Annotated in this window: 25 protein-coding genes; 17 read left to right on the top strand and 8 right to left on the bottom strand. The window is 67.0% G+C overall.

The annotated features are described in order from the left end of the window. Positions 1-37: 37 nt before the first annotated feature. Genes ACNQPB_RS12920 through ACNQPB_RS12910 form a run of 3 tightly spaced genes read left to right on the top strand, consistent with a single transcriptional unit; the run spans position 38 to position 2478 of the window. On the top strand, positions 38-766 hold the full coding sequence (locus ACNQPB_RS12920) for a TetR/AcrR family transcriptional regulator (protein WP_498752270.1): 729 nt from the start codon (positions 38-40) through the stop codon (positions 764-766). Between the two features lie 16 nt (positions 767-782). After that, entirely contained in the window at positions 783-1580 is a 798-nt protein-coding gene (locus ACNQPB_RS12915) for an oxygenase MpaB family protein (protein WP_498752268.1), read from the top strand. Then, positions 1573-2478 carry a DUF817 domain-containing protein gene (locus ACNQPB_RS12910; protein WP_498752266.1) on the top strand — a complete coding sequence of 302 codons (906 nt, stop codon included), beginning with the start codon at positions 1573-1575 and terminating at the stop codon, positions 2476-2478. The genes ACNQPB_RS12915 and ACNQPB_RS12910 overlap by 8 nt, the downstream gene beginning before the upstream one ends. Before the next feature lie 79 nt (positions 2479-2557). Here the strand turns inward: ACNQPB_RS12910 and ACNQPB_RS12905 are convergent, their stop codons facing one another. After that, a complete protein-coding gene (locus tag ACNQPB_RS12905; protein ID WP_498752264.1) occupies positions 2558-3115 on the bottom strand; it encodes a hypothetical protein in 558 nt (185 codons plus the stop codon). A 392-nt stretch (positions 3116-3507) separates the two neighbouring features. Between ACNQPB_RS12905 and dnaK the strand changes: the two genes are divergently transcribed. From dnaK to ACNQPB_RS12885, 4 genes are all read left to right on the top strand, one after another. After that, positions 3508-5373, top strand: a complete 1866-nt coding sequence (dnaK, locus tag ACNQPB_RS12900) for a molecular chaperone DnaK (protein ID WP_498752262.1) — start codon at positions 3508-3510, stop codon at positions 5371-5373. A gap of 2 nt (positions 5374-5375) precedes the next feature. Beyond that, positions 5376-6050 carry a nucleotide exchange factor GrpE gene (locus tag ACNQPB_RS12895; RefSeq protein WP_498752260.1) on the top strand — a complete coding sequence of 225 codons (675 nt, stop codon included), beginning with the start codon at positions 5376-5378 and terminating at the stop codon, positions 6048-6050. Positions 6051-6279: 229 nt separating this feature from the next. Then, the gene (locus ACNQPB_RS12890; RefSeq protein WP_498752258.1) at positions 6280-7245 is read left to right on the top strand and encodes a DnaJ C-terminal domain-containing protein; all 966 of its coding nucleotides are present in this window, start codon (positions 6280-6282) and stop codon (positions 7243-7245) included. A gap of 9 nt (positions 7246-7254) precedes the next feature. Continuing rightward, positions 7255-7671: a heat shock protein transcriptional repressor HspR gene (locus ACNQPB_RS12885; RefSeq protein ID WP_498752257.1), complete on the top strand. Its 417-nt coding sequence runs from the start codon at positions 7255-7257 to the stop codon at positions 7669-7671. Between the two features lie 6 nt (positions 7672-7677). Here the strand turns inward: ACNQPB_RS12885 and ACNQPB_RS12880 are convergent, their stop codons facing one another. Continuing rightward, on the bottom strand, positions 7678-8187 hold the full coding sequence (locus ACNQPB_RS12880; RefSeq protein WP_498752255.1) for a GNAT family N-acetyltransferase: 510 nt from the start codon (positions 8185-8187) through the stop codon (positions 7678-7680). Further along, on the bottom strand, positions 8175-8807 hold the full coding sequence (locus tag ACNQPB_RS12875) for a CG0192-related protein (protein ID WP_498752253.1): 633 nt from the start codon (positions 8805-8807) through the stop codon (positions 8175-8177). The genes ACNQPB_RS12880 and ACNQPB_RS12875 overlap by 13 nt, the downstream gene beginning before the upstream one ends. A 205-nt stretch (positions 8808-9012) precedes the next feature. On the opposite strand from ACNQPB_RS12875, the gene ACNQPB_RS12870 reads away from it, so the two are divergent. Beyond that, positions 9013-9351: a hypothetical protein gene (locus ACNQPB_RS12870; RefSeq protein ID WP_498752251.1), complete on the top strand. Its 339-nt coding sequence runs from the start codon at positions 9013-9015 to the stop codon at positions 9349-9351. Positions 9352-9633: 282 nt separating this feature from the next. Further along, positions 9634-11085, top strand: a complete 1452-nt coding sequence (locus ACNQPB_RS12865) for an amino acid permease (protein ID WP_498752249.1) — start codon at positions 9634-9636, stop codon at positions 11083-11085. A gap of 636 nt (positions 11086-11721) precedes the next feature. Here the strand turns inward: ACNQPB_RS12865 and ACNQPB_RS12860 are convergent. Further along, on the bottom strand, positions 11722-11895 hold the full coding sequence (locus ACNQPB_RS12860; protein WP_498752247.1) for a PaaX family transcriptional regulator C-terminal domain-containing protein: 174 nt from the start codon (positions 11893-11895) through the stop codon (positions 11722-11724). A 400-nt stretch (positions 11896-12295) separates the two neighbouring features. Here ACNQPB_RS12860 and ACNQPB_RS12855 point away from each other — a divergent pair, with 400 nt between their 5' ends. From ACNQPB_RS12855 to ACNQPB_RS12835, 5 genes are all read left to right on the top strand, one after another. Continuing rightward, a complete protein-coding gene (locus ACNQPB_RS12855) occupies positions 12296-13498 on the top strand; it encodes an amidohydrolase (RefSeq protein ID WP_498752245.1) in 1203 nt (400 codons plus the stop codon). A gap of 86 nt (positions 13499-13584) precedes the next feature. Continuing rightward, on the top strand, positions 13585-14520 hold the full coding sequence (locus ACNQPB_RS12850) for an ABC transporter substrate-binding protein (RefSeq protein ID WP_498752243.1): 936 nt from the start codon (positions 13585-13587) through the stop codon (positions 14518-14520). Positions 14521-14522: 2 nt separating this feature from the next. Beyond that, positions 14523-15488 (top strand): amino acid ABC transporter permease, encoded by a 966-nt coding sequence (locus ACNQPB_RS12845; protein WP_498752241.1) that lies wholly within the window; start codon positions 14523-14525, stop codon positions 15486-15488. 26 nt (positions 15489-15514) lie between these two features. Beyond that, the gene (locus ACNQPB_RS12840) at positions 15515-16267 is read left to right on the top strand and encodes an amino acid ABC transporter ATP-binding protein (protein ID WP_498752546.1); all 753 of its coding nucleotides are present in this window, start codon (positions 15515-15517) and stop codon (positions 16265-16267) included. Positions 16268-16308: 41 nt separating this feature from the next. After that, positions 16309-17505 (top strand): amidohydrolase family protein, encoded by a 1197-nt coding sequence (locus ACNQPB_RS12835; RefSeq protein ID WP_498752239.1) that lies wholly within the window; start codon positions 16309-16311, stop codon positions 17503-17505. 60 nt (positions 17506-17565) lie between these two features. On the opposite strand, the gene ACNQPB_RS12830 is transcribed toward ACNQPB_RS12835, so the two are convergent. Next, positions 17566-20967 carry a DEAD/DEAH box helicase gene (locus tag ACNQPB_RS12830; protein ID WP_498752237.1) on the bottom strand — a complete coding sequence of 1134 codons (3402 nt, stop codon included), beginning with the start codon at positions 20965-20967 and terminating at the stop codon, positions 17566-17568. 175 nt (positions 20968-21142) lie between these two features. Between ACNQPB_RS12830 and ACNQPB_RS12825 the strand changes: the two genes are divergently transcribed. Continuing rightward, positions 21143-21997, top strand: coding sequence for a DMP19 family protein (locus ACNQPB_RS12825; protein WP_498752235.1), 855 nt, complete (start codon positions 21143-21145; stop codon positions 21995-21997). Here the strand turns inward: ACNQPB_RS12825 and ACNQPB_RS12820 are convergent. Together ACNQPB_RS12820 and ACNQPB_RS12815 are read right to left on the bottom strand one after the other, a co-directional pair. Continuing rightward, on the bottom strand, positions 21883-22647 hold the full coding sequence (locus tag ACNQPB_RS12820) for a hypothetical protein (protein ID WP_498752233.1): 765 nt from the start codon (positions 22645-22647) through the stop codon (positions 21883-21885). The two genes, ACNQPB_RS12825 and ACNQPB_RS12820, sit on opposite strands and share 115 nt — an antisense overlap. A gap of 83 nt (positions 22648-22730) precedes the next feature. Continuing rightward, positions 22731-23291 (bottom strand): COG4315 family predicted lipoprotein, encoded by a 561-nt coding sequence (locus ACNQPB_RS12815; RefSeq protein ID WP_498752231.1) that lies wholly within the window; start codon positions 23289-23291, stop codon positions 22731-22733. Positions 23292-23461: 170 nt separating this feature from the next. On the opposite strand from ACNQPB_RS12815, the gene ACNQPB_RS12810 reads away from it, so the two are divergent. Both ACNQPB_RS12810 and ACNQPB_RS12805 read left to right on the top strand, forming a co-directional pair. Continuing rightward, positions 23462-23956, top strand: coding sequence for a sigma-70 family RNA polymerase sigma factor (locus ACNQPB_RS12810; RefSeq protein WP_498752229.1), 495 nt, complete (start codon positions 23462-23464; stop codon positions 23954-23956). Next, on the top strand, positions 23953-24609 hold the full coding sequence (locus tag ACNQPB_RS12805) for an anti-sigma factor family protein (RefSeq protein WP_498752228.1): 657 nt from the start codon (positions 23953-23955) through the stop codon (positions 24607-24609). Before ACNQPB_RS12810 ends, ACNQPB_RS12805 begins: the two co-directional genes overlap by 4 nt. 25 nt (positions 24610-24634) lie before the next feature. On the opposite strand, the gene ACNQPB_RS12800 is transcribed toward ACNQPB_RS12805, so the two are convergent. Beyond that, the gene (locus ACNQPB_RS12800; protein WP_498752226.1) at positions 24635-25414 is read right to left on the bottom strand and encodes a methylenetetrahydrofolate reductase; all 780 of its coding nucleotides are present in this window, start codon (positions 25412-25414) and stop codon (positions 24635-24637) included. Positions 25415-25566: the final 152 nt, after the last annotated feature.

The following is a 25566-nucleotide window of genomic DNA, read 5'->3' as shown; positions in this document are numbered from 1 at the left end:
TTGTTGACGGCGCTCTCCTTTGTGGCAAGCTGGAGGCATGTCGTCCACCACGAAGCCGCAGGCCAAAGCCCCCACGCCGCGGGAGCGTGCCCGTGCGCAGACCATCGCCGACATCGTCCGGATCGGCCGGGAGCACCTTGCCCACCACGGCGCCGCGGCCCTGTCCCTGCGCGCGGTGGCGCGGGATCTCGGAGTGGTGTCTTCGGCGGTGTACCGCTACGTCGAGAACCGCGACGAACTCCTCACCCTTCTGCTGGTGGATGCCTACAACGAGCTCGGCGACGCCGTGGATGCCGCCGTCGACGGCCTCCCGGAGGGCGATTTCGCCGGCCGCTTCCATGCCCTGGGGCACGCCGTCAGAAACTGGGCGCTGCGCGAACCCGCCTGCTACGCCCTGCTTTTCGGCAGCCCGGTCCCCGGATACCAAGCGCCGGGGGAGCGGACCATCGTGCCCGGCACCCGGGTGGTGTACCGCCTGGTCCGCAATTTCGACGCCGCCCACCGGGCAGGTGCCCTGGCCGCCCCGGCGGGACCCGCCGTCGTCGTTCCCGAAACGCTTTCCCGCGACCTCGCCGCCATCCGCTCCGAACTCGGCCTCGAAGTGCCGGAGGATCTGGTGACGCGCGGCGTGCTGATCTGGACATCCCTGTTCGGGGCCGTCAGCTTTGAGGTGTTCGGGCAGTACGGCGCGGACACCTTCGCGGCCCGGGAGGAACTGTTCGCGCACCAGCTCGGACTGCTCGCCGGGATCATCGGCCTTGTCTGAGGAGTAGGGTGGCTGCATGGTTCGCGGGCTGGCAGACATCGGGGCGGAAGCCGTGCTGCTCGCCGGAGCCGGCCGCGCTGTCCTGCTGCAGATCGCCGATCCGGCGGTAGGACGCGGCGTGGCCGAACACAGCGATTTCGCCGAAAGTCCGCTCGAGCGGCTCGCGGCCACCATGGGCTACGTCTACGCCGTGGTCTATGGCTCCGAGGAGCAGCTGGCCTCCGTACGGCGCGCCGTCAACCGGGCCCACGCGCCCGTCCGCCGGCAGGCCGACGCCGCCTCGGACGGCTACAACGCCTTCGATCCGGAATCCCAGCTGTGGGTGGTGGCCACCTTGTACAACACCGCCGTGACCGTTTACGAGCGGGTTTACGGAACGCTCGACGGCGGGGCGGCCGACCGTGTCTACCGCGAGTATGCACGGATCGGGACGGCCCTGCAGCTTCCGGAGGAGCTCTGGCCCGCGGACCGCGCGGCCTTTGCCGACTACTGGAACGAACGGCTGACGCGGCTGGCTCCCGCCCCCGACGCGGTGCGGGTGGCCCGGGACCTGCTGCATCCCGCCGTCGGGCCGGTGTGGCTGCGCATGGTGATGCCCGTGGCGCGGCTGCTCACGGCCGGGCTGCTGACGGAGTCCCTCCGTGCCGCGTACGGACTGCCCTGGGGTCTCCGGCGGCAACGGCGCTTCGAAGCTTTGATGCGGATGTTGGCCGCGGTGTATCCGAGGCTTCCCCGGGGCATCCGGCACCGGCCACGGGACTACTACCTTGGCCGGATCGATGTGTCCGGCGTCCGGAGCAGGATCGATGCGTAGCCTGACCGCCGTCGAACAGTCCCTGGACGAACGCGCGCACCGCTTGCTGGAGAGCGCACCCGCCGGCGGACTCCGCTGGAAGCTGGCCGAGTTCCTGGTGTTCGGCATGAAGCAGGCGTGGGCCTGTATCTTCGGTGCCTCGCTGCTGGCCGTGATCTTCGGGGCGAGGCTCTGGTACCCGGCCGACGCGGCCCTCGCCAGGAACGACTTCCTGACCATTGCCGCCGTCGTGATCCAGATCGTCATGGTCGCCACCAAACTGGAGACGCTGCGCGAGCTCAGGGTGATCGTGCTGTTCCACCTCGTGGGCACGGTCATGGAACTGTTCAAGACCGACGTCGGGTCCTGGAGTTACGAGGCCGAGGGCTTCCTGCGGGTCGGCGCGGTGCCGTTGTTCAGCGGGTTCATGTATGCCTCGGTGGGTTCCTACATGGTGCGGGTCTACCGGCTCTTCGACCTCCGTTTCGCCCGCTACCCCCGGCGCTGGATCACGGCGATCGTCGCTCTTGGCATCTACGTGAACTTCTTCTCGCACCACTTTGTGTTCGATTTCCGCTGGGTCCTGCTGGCCGTCGTCGTGCTGGTGTTCGGCCGCTGCGTGATGCACTTCCGGGTGTTCCGGCGCAGCTTCCGGATGCCGTTGCTGGTGTCTTTCCTGCTGGTGGCACTGTTCATCTGGATTGCCGAGAACATCGCCACTTGGTCCCACGCCTGGCTCTATCCGAGCCAGGTGAACGGCTGGCACCTTGTCTCCCCGGACAAGCTGCTCTCCTGGTTCCTGCTGATGATCATCTCCGTGGTGCTGGTGGCCTGGGTCTACAAGCCCGTGGCGCCGGACGCATCTTTGGCAGCCTCCGCAAAGCGTGCTGGGCCTGAACCGGCCCAGTTCTCCGGTTGAAAGGCGGCTGCCCGCTGCGAAAACGCCCACCCGGCTTGCTGAAAAGTGGTCCACTTCAGTCACCGGAGTGGGCCAGGGTTTAGCCTTCGCCGCGCATCCGCCTCAGCATCGCGCGGTGGGACTCCAGCAACGGCTCTATGTCTGCGACAGCCACTAGTGCAATGGCTTCTGCGGAGCCGTCCGCTTCCAGGCCTTCGATGGCAACCCCGAAGCCGCCGTGGCTGCCGGCGGCCCACCATGCGCCGTTACTTTGCCTCACTGTGAAATCGGCATCCGTTGAGTCGATGGCTATGGAGACGGCGCGCCGGGGCAATTGATCGAACGCTCCCTCCAAGCGCTGCAGGTCTTCGCGGCTCAGGGCCGGGCCGTTGGCCGCTATGAACCGATTTCTACAGACATCCTCGGCGTCGCGGGTGGTGGTGGTGACCTCGATTCGTGGCCGTTCGGAGGCGAAACCCGCCAGATGCACCACGCTGCCTTCGCTGGCGTCCATCTGCCAGGTCCCGAGTGCCACAGGGCCGTCCCAAGCGGCAAGTTGGAAGAGGGGCAGGCTGGCCGCGGCCGCCCGGATCCGCTCCTCCAGCTGCTGCTGCATTGCCCAGAATTCGTCCGGCGGCATGAACCCCGTGATTTCCATGGCGACAGTGTGTCACCGTTTATCGCTCCGCATCAGCCCTCCGAATTCGGGACGCCGCCCTCGAGCCGGGTTCGCGGGAACCGTGCGGGCTCGCCGGAACGCTCCGGCGAGCGGGCAGCGTTCCCGCGAATTCGAGCCTGAATCGCAAAGTTCTCCCACGGCGAACGCCCCCAAGTGGCACGCAACTGCAAGGCCTCCGGCCATCCAAAACCCAGAGTTGAGCGAACTCGACTCAACTTTGGCTTGACTTAAATTCACGCCTGAGTACAGTTGAGTGAAGAACGCTCAACTAGCCGAATGTTGAGTGGTCCTTGGCTTTCGTCCGCAAAGACGCCTGCCCGGGTGCAGTCTCGAACATCGGCATTGAAAAGCAGTGAAAGGAAGCAACACATATGTCACGTGCAGTAGGTATTGACCTCGGAACCACTAACTCCGTCGTCTCTGTTCTCGAAGGTGGCGAGCCCACCGTTATCGCCAACGCCGAAGGCGGCCGTACCACGCCGTCCGTCGTTGCATTCTCCAAGTCCGGCGAAGTCCTGGTCGGCGAAATCGCCAAGCGCCAGGCCGTCAACAACATCGACCGCACCATCGCCTCGGTGAAGCGCCACATGGGCACCGACTGGTCCATCAGCATCGATGACAAGAAGTACACGCCGCAGGAAATTTCCGCGCGTATCCTCATGAAGCTGAAGAACGACGCCGAAAGCTACCTCGGCGAAAAGGTCACCGACGCCGTGATCACCGTTCCGGCCTACTTCAACGACGCCGAGCGCCAGGCCACCAAGGAAGCCGGCGAGATCGCGGGCATGAACGTGCTGCGCATCGTCAACGAGCCCACCGCGGCTGCGCTGGCCTACGGCCTGGACAAGGGCAAGGAAGACGAACTCATCCTCGTCTTCGACCTCGGCGGCGGCACCTTCGACGTTTCCCTGCTGGAAGTCGGCAAGGACGAAGACGGCTTCTCCACCATCCAGGTCCGCGCCACTGCCGGTGACAACCGCCTCGGCGGCGACGACTGGGACAACCGCGTGGTCGAGTGGCTCCTCAGCCAGCTCAAGATCAAGGGCATCGACCTCTCCAAGGACAAGATCGCCCTGCAGCGTCTCCGCGAAGCCGCAGAGCAGGCCAAGAAGGAACTCTCTTCCTCCACCAGCACCAACATCTCGCTCCAGTACCTCTCCGTCACCCCCGACGGCCCGGTCCACCTGGACGAGCAGCTGACCCGTGCCAAGTTCCAGGACCTCACCAAGGACCTGCTGGACCGCACCAAGAAGCCGTTCCACGACGTCATCGCCGAAGCCGGCATCAAGGTTTCGGACATCGACCACATCGTGCTCGTCGGTGGCTCCACCCGCATGCCCGCCGTCTCCGAGCTCGTCAAGGAACTGGCCGGTGGCAAGGAGCCCAACAAGGGCGTCAACCCGGATGAGGTCGTCGCCGTCGGTGCAGCTCTCCAGGCAGGTGTCCTCAAGGGCGAGCGCAAGGACGTGCTGCTGATCGATGTCACCCCGCTTTCCCTCGGCATCGAAACCAAGGGCGGCGTCATGACGCACCTGATCGAGCGCAACACGGCCATCCCCACCAAGCGTTCGGAAACCTTCACCACGGCAGATGACAACCAGCCGTCCGTGGCCATCCAGGTCTTCCAGGGCGAGCGCGAGTTCACCCGCGACAACAAGCCGCTGGGCACCTTCGAACTGACCGGCATCGCCCCTGCTCCGCGCGGCGTTCCCCAGATCGAAGTCACCTTCGACATCGACGCCAACGGCATTGTGCACGTCTCCGCCAAGGACAAGGGCACCGGCAAGGAACAGTCGATGACCATCACCGGTGGCACCGCACTGTCCAAGGAAGACATCGACCGCATGGTGGCCGACGCCGAGGCACACGCTGCCGAGGACAAGGCCCGCCGGGAAGCCACGGACACCCGCAACTCCGCCGAGCAGCTCGCCTACTCGATCGAGAAGCTGCTGTCGGAAAACGACGACAAGCTGCCGGAAGAGGTCAAGACCGAGGTCAAGGCCGACGTCGACGCCCTCAAGAAGGCGCTCGAAGGCACCGACGACGCCGCCGTCAAGACGGCGTTCGAGAAGCTGCAGCAGTCCCAGTCCAAGCTGGGCGAAGCCATCTACTCGCAGGCCTCAGCCGCCGGTGCCGAAGGCGCCGAGGGTGCAGCTCCCGCCGGTGACAAGGCCGGTTCTGCCGCCGACGAGGACATCGTCGACGCTGAGATCATCGACGAAGACGAGAAGAAGTAACCATGCCCCACCACGGCAACGAATCAGAGCACTCGGGTTCGGAGCAGGAGCAGGGCAAGCCGGTCATCCGGGACAACCGCAAGGTTGACCCGGAGACCGGGGCCACCCGGCACCCGCACCAGGAGGCAGCCCCCGACGCCGGCACCCCCGCGGGTGCGGAAGACGCGGCTGCCGAGGGCGATGCGCTGTCCCAGGCCGAGGAGATCCTCAACGGCGTCGAGGTTCCGGCTGAAGAGTCGGTGGCCTCCGGTGCCTCGGCCCAGGCCGAAGCCGCGGAACTGCGCAACGACCTCCTCCGCCTCCAGGCCGAGTACGTCAACTACCGCAAGCGCGTCGAGCGCGACCGTGCGGTCGCGGGGGAGATGGCCGTCATCGGCGTCCTGAACTCCCTGCTTCCGGTACTGGACGACATCGACGCCGCCCGCCAGCACGGCGACCTCGAGGACGGCCCCTTCGCCGCCATCGCAGCCAAGCTGGAAAACGCGCTGAAGACCTACGGACTGGAACGGATCGACGCCACCGGCGTGGAGTTCGACCCCACCATCCACGAGGCCCTCATCCAGCAGCCAGGCCAGGACATCGAGGTGGACACGGTCAGCCAGGTGCTGCGCTCGGGATACCGCTCCAAAGAGCGGGTCCTCCGCGCGGCCCAGGTCATCGTGTCGGTGCCTGCATAGTTCGACTCGACTCCTCATCCGCTGCGGCTCAAGCGTTTGGCTCGCCAACCGCGATCCGCCTAAGGTGAGCTGACCGCAAACGCGAAGCAGAGCATAGGCCCCGGGAGTGGCATCGGGCCTTCCGGAGCGTGGGTGGCTTGGGTCCGCAGGACCAAGCCGCCCACGCGAAGGGGCGGGGGCCTATGCTCTGCGTAGCGCAACCGCGACCACACTAAGAAAGGACACACACTTGGCAAGCCAGGACTGGGTTGAGAAGGATTTCTACGCGATCCTTGGTGTCGCCAAGGACGCGTCCGACGCCGATATCAAGAAGGCGTACCGCAAGCTTGCGCGCCAGTACCACCCCGACACCAACTCCGGGGATGCCGCTGCGGAGAAGCGGTTCAAGGACATTTCCGAGGCCTACTCGGTACTCTCCAACCCTGAGGACCGGCAGCAGTACGACGCCATCCGGGCCATGGGCGGCGCGCGCTTCGCTCCCGGCGCGGGCGGACGCGGTGGCCCCGCGAACGGCGGCTTCGAGGACCTCTTCGGCGGCCTGTTCGGCGGCGGAGCCCGCCAGCCCGCCGGCGCCGGCGGCATCCCGCCGGAGTTCGCTGACCTTTTCGGCGGAGGTTTCGGCGGCCCGACAGGCTTCCAGCGCACCCCGCAGAAGGGCTCGGACCGCACCGCCACCACCAGTATTTCCTTCAAGGGCTCCATCCAGGGCACCACGGTGAGCCTGCGCGAAAACAACGGCAACGTGATCGACGTCAAGATCCCCGCCGGCATCAAGGACGGCCAGAAGGTGCGCCAGCGCGGCAAGGGCAACCCCGGCGCGGCCGGCAACGGCGACCTCATCATCACGGTCAACGTCACACCGCATGATTTCTTCATCCGCGACGGCGACAACATCCGCGTCCACGTCCCGGTCACCTTCCCCGAAGCCGCGCTCGGCGGCGAGATCGAGGTCCCCACGCTCGACGGCAGCCACGTGAAGCTCCGCGTCCCCGCCGGCACCAATTCCGGCCGGACCCTCCGGGTCAAGGGCCGCGGCGTCCACACCTCCAAGGGTGAGGGCGACCTCCTGGTGACGGTCGACGTCGTCGTTCCGCAGAAGCTGCCTAAGGAGGCGGAAGAAGCCGTGAAGGCCTTCGCCGAGGCGACAGCGCACGCCAACCCGCGCCAGGACCTGGCCGCCAAGGCCAGGCTGTAGGAGCCCGCCATGGGTATCGACGTCAACCAGCCGATCTTCGTCATTTCCGTGGCGGCGGAGCTGGCTGACATGCACCCGCAAACGCTGCGCCAGTACGACCGGCTGGGCATCGTCTCGCCCAGCCGTGCCCCCGGCAAGTCGCGCCGCTACTCCCAGCGCGACGTCGACCGCCTGCGCGAAGTGCAGCGCCTCTCCCATGAAGGCGTCTCGCTGGAGGGGATCAAGCGCATCATGCAGCTGGAGAACCAGGTGGCCGCGCTCCAGCAGCGTGTGGTGGAACTGAGCGAAGAACTGTCCCGACGCCGGGATCCCCTGGATGCGCGGATTTTCGCTGCCGGAGCGGCCGGCGACGTCGTCAGCCTGGCCCGCGGCCAGCGTCCCCGTCCGCGGTCCCAGGCCGTGGTGGTCTGGCGTCCGCGCGACTGACGTTCGTCACAGGGCGATCGCGAAGATCAGCTGGACCCTGTCATTCTTGATGGCTTCCTTTTCCAGGCGCAGTCCGGCCTTTTGCGCCACCCGCTGTGACGGAATGTTCGCGGGATCGATGATGGCTATGACCCGGTTGATGCCCCGGGCGGCCGCGAAGCGGAGGGACGCCCCGGCGGCTTCAGTGGCGTAGCCATTGCCCTGGCAGGCGGTGATGACGTGGTAGCCCACTTCGACCTCCTCGGTGCCGTCCACGATCTGCTTGGTCAGGCCGCAATCGCCGATGAAGTTTCCTTCGTGGTCTTCCATGATCCAGAGCCCAAAACCGTACCCTGCGTAGTTGCGCTTGTTCCAATCGATCCAGCGCTGTGCCTCGGCACGTGTTTTCGGGGCGGGGTAGTAGCGCATCACCTCGGGGTCGCCGAGCATCGCCGACATTGCATCCAGATCATCGTCCGTCATGGGCCGCAGGCGGAGCCGGGCAGTTTCGAGGACGGACACGATCAGTGCCGCCACTCCGCCGAAGCCAGCTGGACCGGGACTTCCTGGCCCGTCCATGTGCCGTTGAGCGTGAGTTCGCCCGGTTGCGGCGCTGGGTCCACCATCCGGAAAATCTCCAGGCGGAGGGCGCCGGCGTCGATGACCGTGACCCGGTCCGTCGTGACGGGAGCATGCGGTTCCAAAGCCGGGAGGGCCGTTCCGGGCGTTCCGCTGCCTTGGACCTGGGCCGTGCTGGGGCGTGGCTCCCGCTTTCCGTCGGCCACAACGAACTGTTCGGCCTCGCGCTGGCCCCTGAGTATTGCGCTTGCCAAGGCAGCGACGTAAACGGGATCGGCGCAGGCATCGTAAACCCAGCGCTTGCCAAGGACCGAGTGTTCCATGGTGCCCACCAGCCAGGTTTCGGCCCCGGGCAATTCCGCACCGCGGTAGCTCAGCGGGACCTGGTAGACGGTTCCGCCGTGGGACACGAGGTGGGTCTCCATCCCGACTTCACCGTCTGGGTCATCGAATCGGTAAGCGCCTAGAAGAGCCGGCTGCGCAGAGTCGCCGGGCACGAACCATGGCTGCTGCGGCAGGTACTGCGCGATGAGTTCGAGCTTGGAAGGAACCAGTGTCGCTTTGTGCAGGATCGCCATGGGCACCAGCCTAGGCCAGAGCGCGTTGGCCCGGACCCGCGCCGCGAATGGTTCGGCCATCTGCCACTTCCGGCCGGTTTGGGCCGGTTTTTCCGGCCGAATTTGGCAAATGGCAGCCGAACCAGAGGCCCGGACCCGGGGTCTCCGCTTCGGGTCCCCGTGCCCGGTCTGCGTACAATCGAGTGAAACCGACAACTGAGGGACCATGAAAAAACTCACCACTGTTCTGCTCGCCGCCGGGCTTCTCGTCTCGGCCTCCGCCTGCACCGCGCCGAAGCTGTCCACGAAGGAAACCTGCGAGCGCCTCAACCTTGTTGTGTCGAGCCCCGGCGGAACGGGTAAAGCGGCGCTGAACCGTATCGCCAACGCCCTGCGCCCTCTCGAGGCCGTGGCGTCCGATGAACTCCGGCCGTCGCTGAAAGCGCTGCTGGAATACGCCGACGAATCCGCCAAGCAGAACCCGGACGAGGCGAAACTCGGTGGTCTCACCGAGGAGTACCAGAAGGCCGGCGCGAAGTTCAGCCAGCTCTGCAGCGGCGCCTGAGCGCCTGCCGCCTATTAGCCGGTAACCGCCGGCCCACAGAGAATTCCCCGTCGCACGCGTGCGGCGGGGAATTGTCCGTTAAGGGGTGAAAAGCGCCTGCTTGGCGGGCGCGTTGGCTTCCGTCCCGGGTAGCGGTGATCCATGTCATATGTCGATCATTTTACGATCGTCACATATGCTCAACGTAACTGGCGGGTTCCGAAATCCAGGCATCGCTGTCCTGCCGGGTGATAGACGCGGGGGACGTCCAGGAACTTCCGAAGCCAAACAAAGGAGACAACGGTGTCAAACAGCTTCGACCAGATCAAGATCCGTGAAAGCGGACTCAAGCGTGAACTCAGCAGTCCGCAGCTGACCATGATCGCCTTGGGCGGTGCAATCGGAACCGGGCTTTTCCTCGGAAGCAAGTTCGCCATCTCCTTCGCCGGGCCCAGCGTGCTGCTGAGCTATGCGATCGGCGGGCTGATCGCCGTCATGCTGATGGGCGCGCTCGCCGAGATGACCGTGGCGCATTCCACCACCGGCTCCTTCGGAGCGTTCGCAGAACACTACATCTCCCCGCTGGCGGGCTTCCTCGTGAAGTACCTCTACTGGTCCTGCATCGTGCTGGCGGTGGGAACCGAGGTGCTGGCCATCGGGGACTACATGAAACTGTGGTTCCCCGGGGTCCCGCCGCTGCTGTGGGTCCTGCTGTTCTCCGCCGTACTGATCGGCGTCAACATGTTCAACGTCAAGGCCTTCGGCGCCCTGGAGTACACCTTCTCCAGCATCAAGGTCTTCGCCATCCTGGCCTTCATCCTGCTGGCCGCCTACCTGGTGTTCGGCAGCCGCAATCCCAGCTACGGAATCCAGAACTATACCGCCGGCGGCGGCTTCTTCCCCAACGGAATCTCCGGCATGTGGTTCGCCGTCATCGTCGCGATCTTCAGCTACCTTTCGGTGGAGATGATCGCCGTTGCCGCGGGCGAGGCCAAGGACCCGGCAACCGCCGTCAAGAAGGCCTTCAAGGTGACGGTGTTCCGGCTGTTCCTGTTCTACATCCTCACCCTGGCGCTGATCCTGGCGATCGCCCCCGTGCAGCAGATCCTCGCCGGGGACAGCCCCTTCGTCACCGTCATGCAGGTGATCGGGATCCCGTTCGCCGACTCCCTGATCAATGTGGTGGTGATCATCGCCGCGCTTTCGGCCATGAACTCGCAGCTGTACATTTCCACCCGCATGATGTTCAGCCTGTCGCGGGCCGGGCAGGCCCCGGCGGCGTTCGGCAGGCTCACCAGGAACGGCGCCCCGGTCAACGCGCTGATCCTGTGCACCGGAGGCATCGCGGTCGCCGCATGCGTGTACGCCCTGAATCCGGAATCCGGCTTCACGTTCATGATGGCGTTGTCGATGTTCGGCGCCATGGCCACATGGCTGCTGATCTTCGTGACGCACCTGGCCTTCCGTGGGGTGACGAAGCGCAGGGGCGAGGCTCTGTCCTACCGGCTGCGCCTGTACCCAGCGGCGTCTTGGGCCGGTGCCGGGCTGATGGTCGCGGTCATGGTCACCACCCTGTTCATCGACGCCTTCCGGATGACCCTCGTTTTCGGGATTCCGTTCGCGCTGGGCATCGTGGCCCTCTACTTCGCCCTGAACAAGGGACGACGGCGGACCCCGGAACCTGCCGGCGGCATAGTCGAAGAAACCGACGGTGGAGGCGCCGGGAGAAGCGTGGCTCTCGAAGACGCCCACTAGGTATCTAGCAGTTGGTGGTTCCAAGAGGTATGACGGCGGGCGGACCTCATGGGCTCCGTCCACCCGAACAGATACAGGCACGCACGCGCTTTCATGGCCAGCGACGACGAAACCTCCAACCCACCAAAGCCAACCCGCGGGTGGTTTTGCACAGGCGAGGTACCGGACTGACTGGTACCCCTGTCTCGGACCGGCTTCCGTCGCGATGCCGATGTGTGCGGACGCCGGAGCGTCGACGGTCACGGTCGCTGCCGCCCCGCGGGGCAGGTGGACACCCTCTTTGAAGAAGCGAAGCCCGTCAATCTCGGGAGCCTGCTGTGCAATCCCGTGTGCAAAGCCTGGATAGACCAGCACACCAAGACTCAGGTCCTCTGGGCCTGGTTTGTACCCTTGGGGCAATGCACGGGCATGGTCGCAGCCGACGGTTGCTGAACCGTTCGGGGCCCTCGGTGGTCCTTGAGCGGGCAGGGTTCCGGGAGGATTCGCGGGAATCGTGGTCGCGCTTTCCGCAGGCGTCTGTTGTGCGGGAGAGCAGCCGACCAGAATCGCTCCCATGATGGTCAACGCTGCTCCGGCTCCCACGGCTACAGCAAGATTGGGCTTCATGTCCGTCCATCCCGTTGAAACAGACACAGTCTACGGTTCTCCGCCGGCCGAGGTAGTACTGCCTGCGGTGTCGAGGCTGCCGCTGATGACTTCGTGGGCGTGCGCCGCGGCAAGCCGGTGGACCGCCTTGAGTACCTGCCGGACGGTGGGATCGTGCCAACCGTCCGGCAGGTACTCCAGGGGAAGGTTCGGATCCCGGATCACGGTGCGGGAAGCGGCGCCACAGGGTCCGCATGGGGATGTAGTAGCGGAAGGCATCCCGGTGCGGCTGCGCGCCTGGTCCCGGACCCGGTCCGGGGCGATCCATTGAGCCCGACGGCGGTGGGCCCAACTTTGCGCTGAACCCGACAGCGGGGTCGGGGTTTTGCCAGCCTTTCAGCCGCCGGGGACACCTTGCCGAACGCGGCTGCGTCGAGTCCTTCGCCAAGTCACAATCCGCATTTGGTATGCCATGCAATATGCTTTGGCGACTTCCGATGCGCTGAACCTGCCTCACTTCGGCGACATTATTCCGATTTTGGTGATTTGGGTATTGCGCTGGGATACCAAAGCCACCTACTGTGTATCGAAAGATTGACGGTCGTCACAGAAGCGGGAGCTTTGGATGCGGGACACACTTATCGAGCGCGTGCGGCTGGCACATGAAGCGCCGCAGGTCGACCTGCTCGTGCAGGACGGGCGCATCGCACAGATCCAGCCAGCCGGCGTCATCGACGCCGCCGCGGCGGTGCGCGAGGACGGCGCCGGCGCGCTCGCGCTGCCGGGAATGGTCGATGCCCATTGCCACGTCGACAAGACGCTCTGGGGCCGCGGCTGGGTGCCCCATTCTGCGGGGCCAGTGCTCGAGGACCGCATCGCGAACGGCGAGCGGCGCCGCGCGGAGCTCGGCCTGCCGACACGCGACGGCGTGCACGCGCTGCTCGGGCAGATGGCCGCCGCCGGGACCACCCTCGCCCGTACCCATACCGACGTCGATCCCGAAATCGGGCTGCGCGGTCTCGAGCTCGTCGCGAGCGTCGCCGAAGAGCTGGCCGATGTGATCGACGTCGAACAGGTTGCCTTCCCGCAGGGTGGCCTGCTGACCCGGCCCGGCACTGCCGAGCTGCTCGAGTCGGCCCTCCAGCAGGGGCTGGTGGGATGCCTCGGCGGCATCGACCCCGCTGCGCTTGAGCGCGACTCGGTGCGTCACCTCGATCTGATTTTCGGGCTCGCCGAGAGCTACGGCACCAGGCTTGACATCCACCTGCACGAGCGAGGCACCCTCGGTGCGCACACGATGGAACTCATCATCGAGCGGGTGCTGCGGCACGGGCTCGAGGGCCGGGTCGCGATCTCGCACGGCGTGGCCATCGTCGAGGTCGACAGTGCGCAGACCGAGCGGATCTCGCAGGGCCTCGCCGAGGCGCGGATCTCCCTGCTGACGGCGACGGTCTACAACACCCCTGTGCTGCCGATCGCGGAGCTGCGGGGGCGGGGTGTCAACATCGGCGCAGGCAACGACGGCGTGCGGGACCTCTGGGGCCCGTATGGAAACGGCGACATGCTCGACCGCACCTTCCACCTCGCATACCGCAACGGCTTCCGCACCGACGAGCAGATCGCCGCGGCATTCGATGTGGCCGTCAGCGGCGGGGCGATTGCCCTCGGGCGCGAACCCGCCCGGATCGAACCCGGTGCACCCGCCGATCTCTTCCTCATCGATGCCGCGAGCATCGGCGAGGCGGTCGCAGCCCGGCCGCCGCGGCGGCTCGTGCTGAAACGTGGCAGGGTCGTCGCGCGCCACGGGAGCCCCGTGCGCGCAAGTTGACCCTGGCCCCGGCGAGCGGTACCCCGCTCGCTTCTTCCCCCACCCGGTTCCGCATCCCGCGGAACCTCGCCCGAAAGGCAAGAACAATGTCGTTCTACCGCACCACCCTCGCACGCCGCGCCGCGGCCACCCTCGCGGCCGGAAGCCTTGCCGTGCTCGCCTTCACCGGCTGCGGCGTTTCCGGTTCCTCAGCCACGGCCGCCGGGGGATCGGCGAAACCCGCCGTCCTGGACGAGAAGGCGCCCCTCTTCAACCTCCTGCCGCAGGAGGTCAAGGACAAGGGCGTGCTCACCGTTGCCACGCAGCCCGACTTCGAGCCAGCCAACTTCACCCCCGCCGGTGAGACCGGCATCAAGGGCTACAACGTCGACCTCATGGAGGCGATGGCCAAGGAGCTCGGAATCCCGGTCAAGTGGGAGAAGGTGCCCTTTGACCAGATCCTGATCGGCATGCAGAGCGGCAAGTTCGACGCCGCGATCGCCGGCATGACCGACCGCAAGAAGAGGCAGGAACAGGTCGACTTCATCGACTACCAGTGGGCCGGCACCGTCTTCATGGTGCAGAAGGGCAACCCCAAGGGGGTCACGAGTGCCGTCGACGGCGGCTGCGGCATCAAGATCGGCGATGTGAAGGGCTCCGACGCCAACCGCCTCGTTGACCAGATGGCTGCGGCGTGCGTCGCCAAGGGCAAACCCGCCACCCAGCTCATCTCCTTCCCGAACTCGAGCGACAAGAACCTCGCGCTCACCTCGGGCCGCATCGACGCCATCTTCTGGCCCGACATGGCGGTCTCGGTGATCCAGCGCGAGACCGGCGACAAGCTCGCGTCGCTCCCCGTCGACTTCGAGGAGAAGGTTTACCTCGGCATGACCTTCAACAAGGGTCAGACCAAGCTCCGTGACGCCTTCCTCAGTGCCCTCAACGCGATCCACAAGGACGGCACGTACAAGGAGGTCCTGAAGAAGTGGGACGTCGAGGTCATCAACCTTGATACCCCCGGCATCAACCTGGCGCAGAAGTGATCATGTCGGAGCTGAACCCGCCGTCCTCCCCGGCTGTTACCGGGCCGGCGCACTATGTGCGCCGGCCCGGCGATGAGCCGCCCGTGCAGGAGGCGCCGATCCACGCGAAGCGGCGCCCCCAGTACGGCCAGATCGTCGCGGGGCTCGTCGCGATCGCCCTGCTCGCGCTCTTCATCCAGTCCCAGGCGCAGAATCCCAACATGGAATGGGGCGTCACCTGGGATTACATGTTCAACCCGGTGGTCCTGCAGGGCGTCGGCGTCACGATCCAGCTGGCGATCTTCGCCATGCTGATCTCGATCGTGCTCGCCTTCGTCATCGCCCTGATGATCCAGAGCAACAACAGGGTCGCAAGCGCCATCGGCCGCGGCTACGTCTGGTTCTTCCGCGGCGTGCCGATGCTCGTGCAGGTGCTGCTCTGGTTCAACCTCGCGGTGCTCTTCCCGACCATCCTCGGGCAGGACACGAACACCCTCATCTCGGGCTTCACCGCCGGTCTCATTGCCCTCTCGCTCGCCGAGTCGGGCTACATGGCTGAGATCATCCGCGGCGGCATCATTTCGGTGCCCGCCGGCCAGACCGACGCGGGCGTCAGCATCGGCCTCACCCGGAACCAGGCGCTGGCGCGCATCGTGCTGCCGCAGTCGATCCGGGTCATCATCCCGCCCACCGGCAACCAGTTCATCGGCATGCTGAAGGCGACCTCGCTCGTCTCGGTCATCGGCGGCAGCGACCTGCTGACGCGGGTGCAGCTGATCTACGGACAGAACTTCAAGATCCTGCCGCTCCTCATCGTGGCGGTGCTCTGGTACCTGGTCCTCGTGACCGTCGCGGGCATCGGCCAGCACTTCCTCGAGCGTCGCTTCAACGCCTCGCAGCCCGGGTCCCGCAAACCCCGCAAGCGCACGCCGGGCGGCCCGGCGGCGACCACCACGACCATGACCGGAGGTGCGCCGTGGCGCAAGTAGCCCCCGCAGGACCTGCGACCGACACGATGCTGCGCATCGACGGCGTGCACAAGTGGCTCGGGCACAACCATGTGCTCCGGGGCGTCGACATCGAGGTCCGCACCGGCGAGATTGTGTGCATCCTCGGCCCGTCGGGCTCGGGCAAGAGCACCCTGCTCCGCTGCATCAACCACCTCGACCCCGTTGACGGCGGCGTGATCGAGGTGAACGGAGAGCGTATCGGACTCGAACTGCAGGGCGGGCAGCTCTACGAGCAGAGCGAGCGCCGCGTGGCGCAGGCCCGCCAGCACATCGGCATGGTGTTCCAACACTTCAACCTGTTCGGCCACATGACCGCGCTCGACAACGTCACCTACGGACCCACCAGGGTCAAGGGCCGCCCGCGCAAGGAGGCCGCCGCGCACGCACGGCAGCTCCTGGCCAAGGTCGGCCTGGCCGACAAAGACGCCTCGTACCCGAGCCAGCTCTCGGGCGGCCAGCAGCAGCGCGTGGCGATCGCCAGGGCGCTCGCAATGGAGCCGCGGCTCATGATGTTCGACGAGCCGACGAGCGCCCTCGACCCCGAGCTGGTAGGCGAGGTGCTGCAGACCATGCGGCAGGTCGCCGAGGAGGGCATGACGATGATCGTCGTCACGCACGAGATCGGCTTCGCCCGCGAGGTCGCTGACCGGGTGGTCTTCATGGACCAGGGCCGTGTGCTGGAGGACGGTCCGGCGCGCGAGGTGCTCGACAACCCACAGCACGAGCGCACGGCGGCATTCCTGCGCCGGGTGCACTGAGTCCACACGTGCACTGAGTCCGGAAAAGAGAAAGAACAAAAATGACTGACAAGAAGTTCACCCTGAGGAATGTGCGCCCGTGGGGCGCGGAGGCCGCGGACATCACGATCAGCGGTGGCGTCATCGCCGAGGTGGCACCGGCCTCGGGCGTGTCCGAACCGGGCGACCTCGACGGCGGCGGACTGCTGGCCGTTCCCGGGTTCATCAACACACACGCCCACGTCGATAAGAGCTGGTGGGGCAAGCCGTGGGTGTCGTACACCTATTCGGACCATCCGACCGTCGAGGGCTGGATCGCGAACGAGCGCGCCCAGCGCGGGAATTACGACATCCCGAACGTGAACTCCGCCGCCGCGGTGCTGCGCGAGTTCCTCCGCCACGGCACCACCGCGACCCGCACCCACATCGACGTCGACCTCGGCATCGGCCTGAAGGGCCTCGAGTCGGTGCAGGCCGCCGTCGCCGAGCTCGACGGCGCGATCCAGGTCGAGACGGTGGCGTTCCCGCAGGACGGGGTGCTGCGTCGGCCGGGCGTCATGCGGCTGCTCGACGAGGCAGCCCAGGCCGGGGCCGGCAGCATCGGCGGACTCGACCCGGGAACCATCGACGGCGACGTCGAGGGCCAGCTCGACGGGCTGTTCCAGATTGCCGTCGACCGGGGCGTCGGCCTCGACCTGCACCTGCACGACTTCGGCTCGCTCGGCGCGTACGAGTACCGCCAGGTGATCCGCCGCACGATCGACGCCGGCCTGCAGGGCAAGGTGAACATCTCGCACGGCTTTGCCATGGGCGCGCTGCAACAGGGCGTGCAGGAGGAGATCATCGAGGGCCTGGCCGAGGCGGGCATCTCGTGGACCACCGTCGCGATGAGCGGCACCGCGCCGCTGCCCTGGCAGCGGATGCGGGAACGCGGTGTTCCGCTGGGCCTCGGCACCGACGGCATCCGCGACCTGTGGTCGCCGTTCGGCGACGGGGACCTGCTGCGCGTGGCATTCGCCTTCGCCCGCCTGCACGGGTTCCGCCACGACGACAAGCTCACCACCGCGGTCGAGTACGCGACGAAGCACGGCGCGCCGTTCGTCGGACGGGACCGGCACGACCTCGTCGCCGGTGCGCGCGCCGACGTCGTGCTCCTCGACGCCGAGAACGTGCCGGACGTGCTGGTGCGCTGCCCGCAGCGGCGCCTCGTGCTCTCGGGAGGCCGCGTCGTTGCCCGCGACGGCGAAGTGCTGGTCTGACCGTCGAAGGGAAGCCGGCGGCGGCTTCACTCCTGCCAGGGGTGGAGCCGCCGGCCCGGCCTATTCGACGAAAAGCCCCGCCAGGTCCTCGGCCGTGAGTGCACCGCCGGCCAGGGCGTCGCCTTCCATGACGTCGGCGAACAGCTGCGATTTCTTCGCCTTCAGCGCCATGACCTTCTCCTCGATGGTGTCCTTGGCCACGAGGCGGTACACCATCACGTTGCGGTTCTGGCCGATCCGGTGCGTGCGGTCCACGGCCTGCGCCTCGGAGGCAGGGTTCCACCACGGGTCCAGCAGGAACACGTAGTCCGCCTCGGTGAGGTTCAGCCCGAAGCCGCCCGCCTTCAGGGAAATCAGGAACACCGGTGCGGCGCCGTTCTTGAACTCGCTCACGACGTCGGCCCGGTTGCGGGTGCTGCCGTCCAGGTAGCAGTACTCCACGTCCTCGGCGTCCAGCCGTTCGCGGACCTTGCCCAGGAAGCCGGTGAACTGGCTGAAGATGAGCGCCCGGTGGCCTTCGGCGATGATGTCCTCAAGCTGCTCGAAGAGGACGTCCAGCTTGGAGGAGCGCACGGCGGACAGGGACTCGTCCACCAGCGACACGTCCAGGCTAAGCTGCCGCAGCAGCGTGAGCGACTGGAAGATGGTGAAGCGGTTCTTGTTGACGTCGTCGATCAGGCCCAGGATCTTCTGCCGCTCCCGCTGCAGGTGGGTCTGGTACACCTTGTGGTGCCGCGGATTCAGCACCACCTCCAGGACCTGTTCCTGCTTGGGCGGAAGGTCCTTGATGACCTGCTCCTTGGTGCGGCGCATCATGAGCGGACGCACCCGGCGCCGCAGCTTGTCCAGCTGCGCCGAGTCACCGTTCTTCTCCACCGGCTTCTGGTAGTTCTCCGCGAAACGCTTGGGACTCGAAAAGAGCCCGGGCGCCACGATCGAAGTCAGCGCCCAGAACTCCATGAGGTTGTTCTCCAGCGGCGTGCCGGTGATGGCCAGCTTGAACGCCGCCGGCAGCTTCCGCGCGCACTGGTACGCCTTGGACTGGTGGTTCTTCACGAACTGCGCCTCGTCCAGCATCAGCCCGGCCCACTCCCGGGAGGCATACGCCTCCTGGTCGATCCGGAACAGCGCGTAGGAGGTGATCACGACGTCGGCCCCCGCCATCGCGTCCGACGGCGCCGCCCCGGTTTTCGCGAAGGTTTCGGTGATGGTGCGCACGCTCAGCCCGGGGGCGAAGCGCTGTGCCTCAGCGGCCCAGTTGCCCACCACCGAGGTGGGGGCGACGACAAGGAACGGGGCAGCCTGCCCGGCAGCGGCTTCTTTGGCAGCACACATCAGTGCGATCGCCTGCACCGTCTTCCCCAGGCCCATGTCGTCGGCCAGCACGCCGCCCAGGCTGTGCTTGTACAGGAAACTGAGCCAGTTGAAGCCCTCCAGCTGGTACGGACGCAGCTCAGCGTTAAGCGAGGCCGGAAGCGGCAGCCCGGTCACGCCGTCGTCGAGCAATCCGCCCACGGACTCGCGCCACGCGGCCGCCTGCTCGTCCACGATCCCCAGCTGCGCGAACTCGTCCCACAGCCCCGCCTGGAAGCGGCTGATCTGCAGGGTGCCGTCCTTGTGCGGGTGTTCCTGCAGGGCGCGGGCTTCGTCGATCAGGGCGCGCAGCTGGTGCAGCTCGGGCAGGTCCAGGGAGAAGTAGGCGCCGCTGGGCAGCAGCATGCGGCTCTGCCCGGCGGCCAGGGCGGAGAACACGGCGGCGAAGGACACCGGCTCGCCTTCGAGGGTGATGACGATGCCCAGGTCGAACCAGTCGCGGCTGTCCGTGGCCTTGGTGGAGATGGACACCACCGGGGCTTCGGAGGCCTCGCGGTAATCGGCGATCTCGCCGCTGGTGTCCACCACGATGTCGGGCAGTTCGCGCAGCCGCGGGAGCACCTCTTCGGTGAAGGCCAGGGTGTCCAGGCCGTCCAGCTCGACGGCGGCGGCCAGCCGGGGCGCGCCCCAGCCGCCGCTGGACGATTCGCCGAGCGCCGCAACCACTTCCCACGGCCGGCCGAGGCTTTCCAGGATGCGTGCCTCGGTGGCGTCGTCCCGGTAGCCGTGGTCGTCCGGGTGCCGCCACAGCGGCTGGGCGGTGACGAGCTTGCCGGCCGTGTAATGCCATTCCCAGTGCAGCCGCACCCGGTGGTCCGCGCCGTAGTTGGCCAGCAGGGACAGCGTGGGCACCGCGAGCACCGGCAGCTCGACCGACTCGTCCTGCGCGGTGAGCCGGGCGCTTTGCCGCAGCTTGGGGTAGAAGGCCGTGAGGAAGCGTTCCTCGTCCTGCGCCGGGATCTGCAGCCGGGTCGCCTCGGAGACGAAGTCCAGGAGCTCCTGCGATTCGCCGCCGGCCAGGGGAGCCAGGGTGATGAGGTTCTGCGGCGAGGGCACACCGGGCAGTTCCCCGTGCGCTGCGATGGAAGTCGCGCCGGTGAAGAACAGCCCGTGCGCCGGGCGCCCGATCAGCCCCAGCGACGCCGGATCAACGGCGTCCCCGCCGATGGTGACGGACGGCGCGAGCTCCAGTCCGCCGTCGTTCTTATCCGTTCCGGGAGCCGGGCGGCTGAGGTCCAGCCCGACGACGGCGGGCTCCGCGGCGATGCGGACCGGCTCGCTGCCGCCGGAGTGCAGCAGTGCGAGGCCGATGTTTTCCGCCTCGGTGAAGAGGTCCCAGAGCTTCTTGCCGGCGTAGTCGTTGAGCAGCAGCCACATGTTGGAGCCGAAGTTCCGGTGCTCGCTGCTGGAGTGGCCGGCCAGGAGTTCCTGCAGCCAGTGGAGGTGGGCCTCGTTGAATTCGCGCTTGTAGCCCAGGTAGTTCAGGTTGGACCAGGAGGCGTCGCCCTTGATCCACTTGCCTTTGGCGCCCATCATCACGGGCCGCGCCTTGAGCTGGCGGATGCTGCGGTGCGGGTCGCGGCGGCCGGTGTAGGCGAAGTGCGGGGCGGGCTCCTCCACCTCGAACTGCAGGGCCAGCGGCAGCCCGCGGCCTGGCTGCGGGGTGCTTCCGCCGCCGGAAATGAGCCGGTCCAGGGCGCGTTCCCAGGCCGGGCGCTGCAGCGGAACCGTGCTCCGGGAGGTCTGGCCGGGGGCGGGCACGCTCAGCAGCTGCGCGCGCACGGTGGGGTGGTCTTCGGCCGCGAACAGCAGGGCGGCCACGTGCTTGCAGTCCTTGCGGACCGGGCAGCTGCATACGCCCACGGTGCAGCTCCAGCCGGCCGGCTTGCGGACCAGCTTGGCGGAGGTCGAATACGGTGCGGCGCCGCTGCCCCGGACCTTGCCGAGCATGAGGCCGGTGCCGGCGTCGAAGGTGATGTTGCTGACCCGGCTGCCCATCGCGTACGCCAGGCCGGCCGCCAGGGAGCGGTCGTTGATGGCGGGAGTTTGAATCGCCAGATCCCAGGAATCGTCTGAGTGGGAAGGCATTCGGGGAAACTACTTTCGGCTCGGGGCTATCTATGAATCCTACTTCGAGGAGATTCCCCGGGCCGACGCTGAAACTTCGCCGGACGTTCACCTTGCCCTCGGCCGGTGGGGTGCCGCCCGCGCGTAGCGTGAAAGGCGTCCGGAGCACCACCTTCTTCAAGCAGTGAGGAATCCCATGGCCAGCAACGAATACCCCGTCGTCCTGACGAAGGACAGCATCGACGCGAGCAGCGCGGACGTCGTGGACGCGAACGTCACCGTGGTCAACGAGATGTACGAAGCACTGCTCAACCATGACGAAATCGCCGCCAACGCGCTGCGCAGCTACTACGTGGACTACTACCTGACCCAGGCTCTGTCCGGTGGTTTCGCCCAGTACGTGTTCACGATTCCGGAGCGCGAGGACGTTGACGTCCTGGTCCGCGAAGGCCTCGAAGGCATGGGTGCAACGGCCCACCTGGACCTGTTCAACCGCACGGCCGCGGCCTTCGACGCCCTCTCCGAAGAGGAAGCCGAAACGTACATGGACGGCGAGCTGGACGAATCCGAGGACCCGTCCGAGGCGGTCGCGGCACTGGAGGAACTGGACGGCGAGTTCGAAGCGCTGCTGGAAACCGAGGACATCATCGAGCTCAACGCGGCCTGGCTGCGCGGGCAGGACGGCGTGCTCTACCTGGACGAAGAGCAGCTGGAATCCCACATCGCGGCCCGCGTCGCCCTGGTTCCGGACCTCGACGAGCGCCGGGCCGAGGCCGCCGAGGCCGAGCTCCTGGACGCGCCGGAGTTCGAGCTCATCATCCGCGAACTGTGCGACGTGGCCGGGTTCGCCCTGGAAAAGATCACCATGGGCGATCCGAACTACGTCCACGACGGCGAGAAGACCCTCGCCTGGCATTTCAGCACCGACCACGGTGACTACCTCATGGTCGAAGAGGACGACGAAGCCTTCATGCTCCACCCGGAGACCAAGGAGATCATCGCGGCCGTGGAGTTCGAAGAGGACGACGAGCTCGAGGGCGCGGAAGCGTAGCTTCCCGGCTGGACGGCTTCTTGAGCCGACCAAGCGGCGTTCCTTCCCAGTTGCTTTTGAACAGGCCGTCGACAAGCCCCGGAAATCCGGGGCACGGGGCTACTCCTTGCCTGACCTGGGTCTTGCAACCGGGAGGGAACGTCACATAGCCGGCACCGCGAGCCGGCTGCTGACTGGCGCCCGCGCTTGCCGGAGCGGTGCGCACCATGGTGGTTGACCGCCTCCACCCGGCCGCCCGGCTCAAGGGAGGCCCTCAACAAAACGTCGACGGTCGTGTTGTTCGCCCGCGTCACCTGGGCGAACTTCCGCTTCGGGCTGCGCAGCGAGACGTAACCCTTGCGCAGCTGGATCCCGACGCCGTCGGTGGCTGCGGCCCAGGCGAGCAGGGCATCGGCGATGGGCCGCAGCTCCGGGTGCTTGGCGTACTGGCCGTCGATCAGTTCGTCGGCGCCGGGCAGCATGAACTCCGGGTAGCCGAACATCTCCCAGGACACCGCGTACCGGGCATAGCCGGTGATGCCGTGTTCCTCGCGCATCCAGTTGCGGAGCTCGGCGTCGTTCTTCAACCCGGCCGCCCGGGCCCGCTCAGCCCACCAGTGGACGTCGTGCCCGGACGTGCGCAGCAGCAGTTCCTGGTTGCTGTCCACCATGAGCTGCCAGGTTCCGGCGTTCTTCAGATCGGGTCTCGAGGGTATGCTCCGATCGTAGCCAGGAATTCGTAGCCAAGGCCCGGTCAGTACCCCATCCCCGAGTCCTGCTTGATCATGTCGCCGGACGGACTCGCCAGGTACCAGACGTTGCCGTAGCCCTGGCCCTTCACGTCACCGGCAGCCGTGTCCCGCGAGAAGAAGTAGACCGGCAGGCCGTTGATGGTCACCTGCTTCTTGCCGTCCGCCGCCGGGATGGTGCCGATGGTCCCGGTCACGCCCTCCACAGCAGGCTTGTCGGAAGTAGTGGTCACGGCCGGCCAGAGGGCTGCGCAGGCTCCTTCACAGGCGCTCTTGCCCGAGTCCTTCACGTCCTTGGTGAAGAAGTAGACGCTCATGCCGTTGGCGCCCACTACGATCTTGCCCGCGCTGGAGCTGGCTGTTTTCAGTTCCGGTCCGGCAACCGGCGCGCTCGAGGACGGCGCGCTCGAGGACGGCGCATTCGACGCCGGCGCGCTCGACGACGGGCCGGCCGAAGTTGGCGAGGTGCCGGGGCTGCCGCCGCAGCCAGCCAGTGTAACCGCGAGGATCAGTGCGGCCGCGGGGGCCAGTGCGCCAAATCCGCTGATCGGGTGCAGGCGTTTCATGGGTTCGCTCCTTCGCCGGGTCCGGCCTGGATCGGCCGGACATTCACCCGGTACGACGCCCGCAGGTGAAGAATGGTTCACAGGGACTGAACCTTTTCGGGGCAGCCGGCGTCGTATCAGCCGAAAAGGGAACACAAAACCAGGAGGCAGCGGTGCCGTTGGACGGCAACATGAGCGACGAGGACGTGGTGGCCGCGATCTACCGCGACCACGGCACCGCGCTGCGCCGCTTCGTGCTCAGCTGCACCAGCGACGAAAACCTGGCGGACGACGTCGTGCAGGAAACGGTGCTGCGGGTCTGGCAGCACGCACCGCAGATCACCGGAAGCCTGCGCAGCTACCTGTTCCGCACCGCCCGCAACGTCATCATCGACAACTACCGCAAGGCCCGCCGCCGCCCGGCGGAAGCCGGCCCGGCGGCCCTCGAACTGGCCGAGAGCAGCGAACGGGTGGACGAACTGCTCAACCGGGTCCTCATGGAGGAGGCATTGCTGCGGCTCAGCCAGGAACACCGCGAGGTCCTGGTGGCACTGCATTACCAGCGCTTCACGGTCAACGAGGCCGCACTGCGGCTCAACATTCCCAGCGGAACGGTGAAATCCCGGGCCTTTTATGCCGTGCGCGCCTTGCGCACCATCCTGGATGAAATGGGGGTGCAGCGATGAACGATCACGCGCTCCTGGGTGCCTACCTGCTGGGCGGACTGGAGCCGGCCGAGTTGCTCGCCTTTGAGGAGCATCTTGCCGGCTGCGCCGCCTGCCGCCGCGAAATCGCCGAACTGGAGAGCCTGCCGGCGCTGCTCGACGCCGTTCCCGTGGCTGACGCCGTCGCGCTCGCCGCCGGAAGGGGGCCGGCTGCCGAACCGCAAGCCGGGGCGCCGGTTCTGCTGGAACTTGCCGCTCGACGTCGGAAGTCCCGGCGGTGGCGCACCGCACTCGTGGCGGGGGTCGCCGCGGCCTGCCTCGCCGGCGGCATCCTGGCAGGACCGGCGGTGGGCGGCCTGCTCAACCCGCCGCCAAAACCGGATGCCAGCTACTCCCTGCAGGCCGAAAACGGAATGCAGCTGACGGTGGGCCTGGTGAAGAAGACCTGGGGCACCGAGCTCGAACTCGAAGGCCGCAGCATGCCGCTCGAGGGCACCTTGTACCTGTGGGTCAAGGACCGCGACGGCGGCGAGGAACTCGCCTGCGGCTGGACCGCGACCCCCACCGGGCGGATCAAGGTCACGGGCGCCACACCGGTGCAGCTGGCCGGTATCTCCGGGGTGGAGCTGCGCGACGAAGCCAGGAAGACGGTGGCTGCGGTTTCGGTGCCGTAGGAGTTTCCGCGCGAGTGCTAGCGCCCTACGCCGCCCCGGCCATCCAGCCCGGCAGCCGGACGTTGTTGAAGCTGTAGAGGTGGATGCCGGCGATGTTTCCGGCCGGTCCGGCCAGGTCCGCCACGAGGTTTTCGGGGGAGTAGCGGTCCCCGAGGAACAGCTTGCGGGCCAGCGTCTTCTGCTTGCCGAGGAACTTCATGGACGAGCCCACGCCGATCTGCGTTGCCAGGGAGAGCAGCTTGGTCCGCGGCACGGCTCCGGCCACCCCGGCCCACACCGGCAGGTGGACGCCTTCGCGCCGCAGCAGTGCCGTGTAGTTGTGGATCTCCGGTGCCGAGAAGCACATCTGGGTGACGATCCGGGCGGCGAGGTGCTGCTTCGCCAGCAGGTCGTCGAGCAGGTCCACGCCCCCGACGGCGGGGTGCCCCTCCGGGTAGCCCGCGACGCCGGCCGCGATCCTTCCGCCGGATTGTTCCGCGATGTCTTCGAGCAGCGGGAGGGACGAAGCGTAGGGTCCTGCCGGCTGCTGGGCATCGCCGCCGATCGTGAAGACTTCCGTGATCCCCGCGGCTTCGCAGTCGCGGACGATCCCGGCCAGCTGCCCGCGGCTTTCCAGTGCCCGCGCGGCGAGATGGGGAACGACGTCGTAACCCAGGTCCCGGAGTTCGAGCGCCGACCGCATGGTGCGGGCGATGCCGTGGTGCGGCAGGCAGGTGATGGTCAGGGTGGTGGACGTCGGCACAGCGGCCACGAGCTTCTCCGCGATGCCGGTGGACGGGATGATTTCGAATCTGGTGGGAAACATCTCCATTCCCCCTACGCTCCAGTTGCCTTGGTTGCACCCGCGGCGAGGAGGGTTCTGGCTTCCTGGCGGGTGGTGCCGGAGTCCTGGATGCCTTCGGCGATGTGGGCCAGGTGTTCGGGGATGTCGCGGCCTTTTTTGCGCATGGCGGTGGC

It is taken from the genome of Curtobacterium sp. LFS079 (genome assembly GCF_047977865.1).
Lineage (GTDB): Bacteria > Actinomycetota > Actinomycetes > Actinomycetales > Micrococcaceae > Arthrobacter.
Note: the sequence above shows the minus strand (reverse complement) of the source record. Positions and strands in the feature narration are given on the sequence as shown.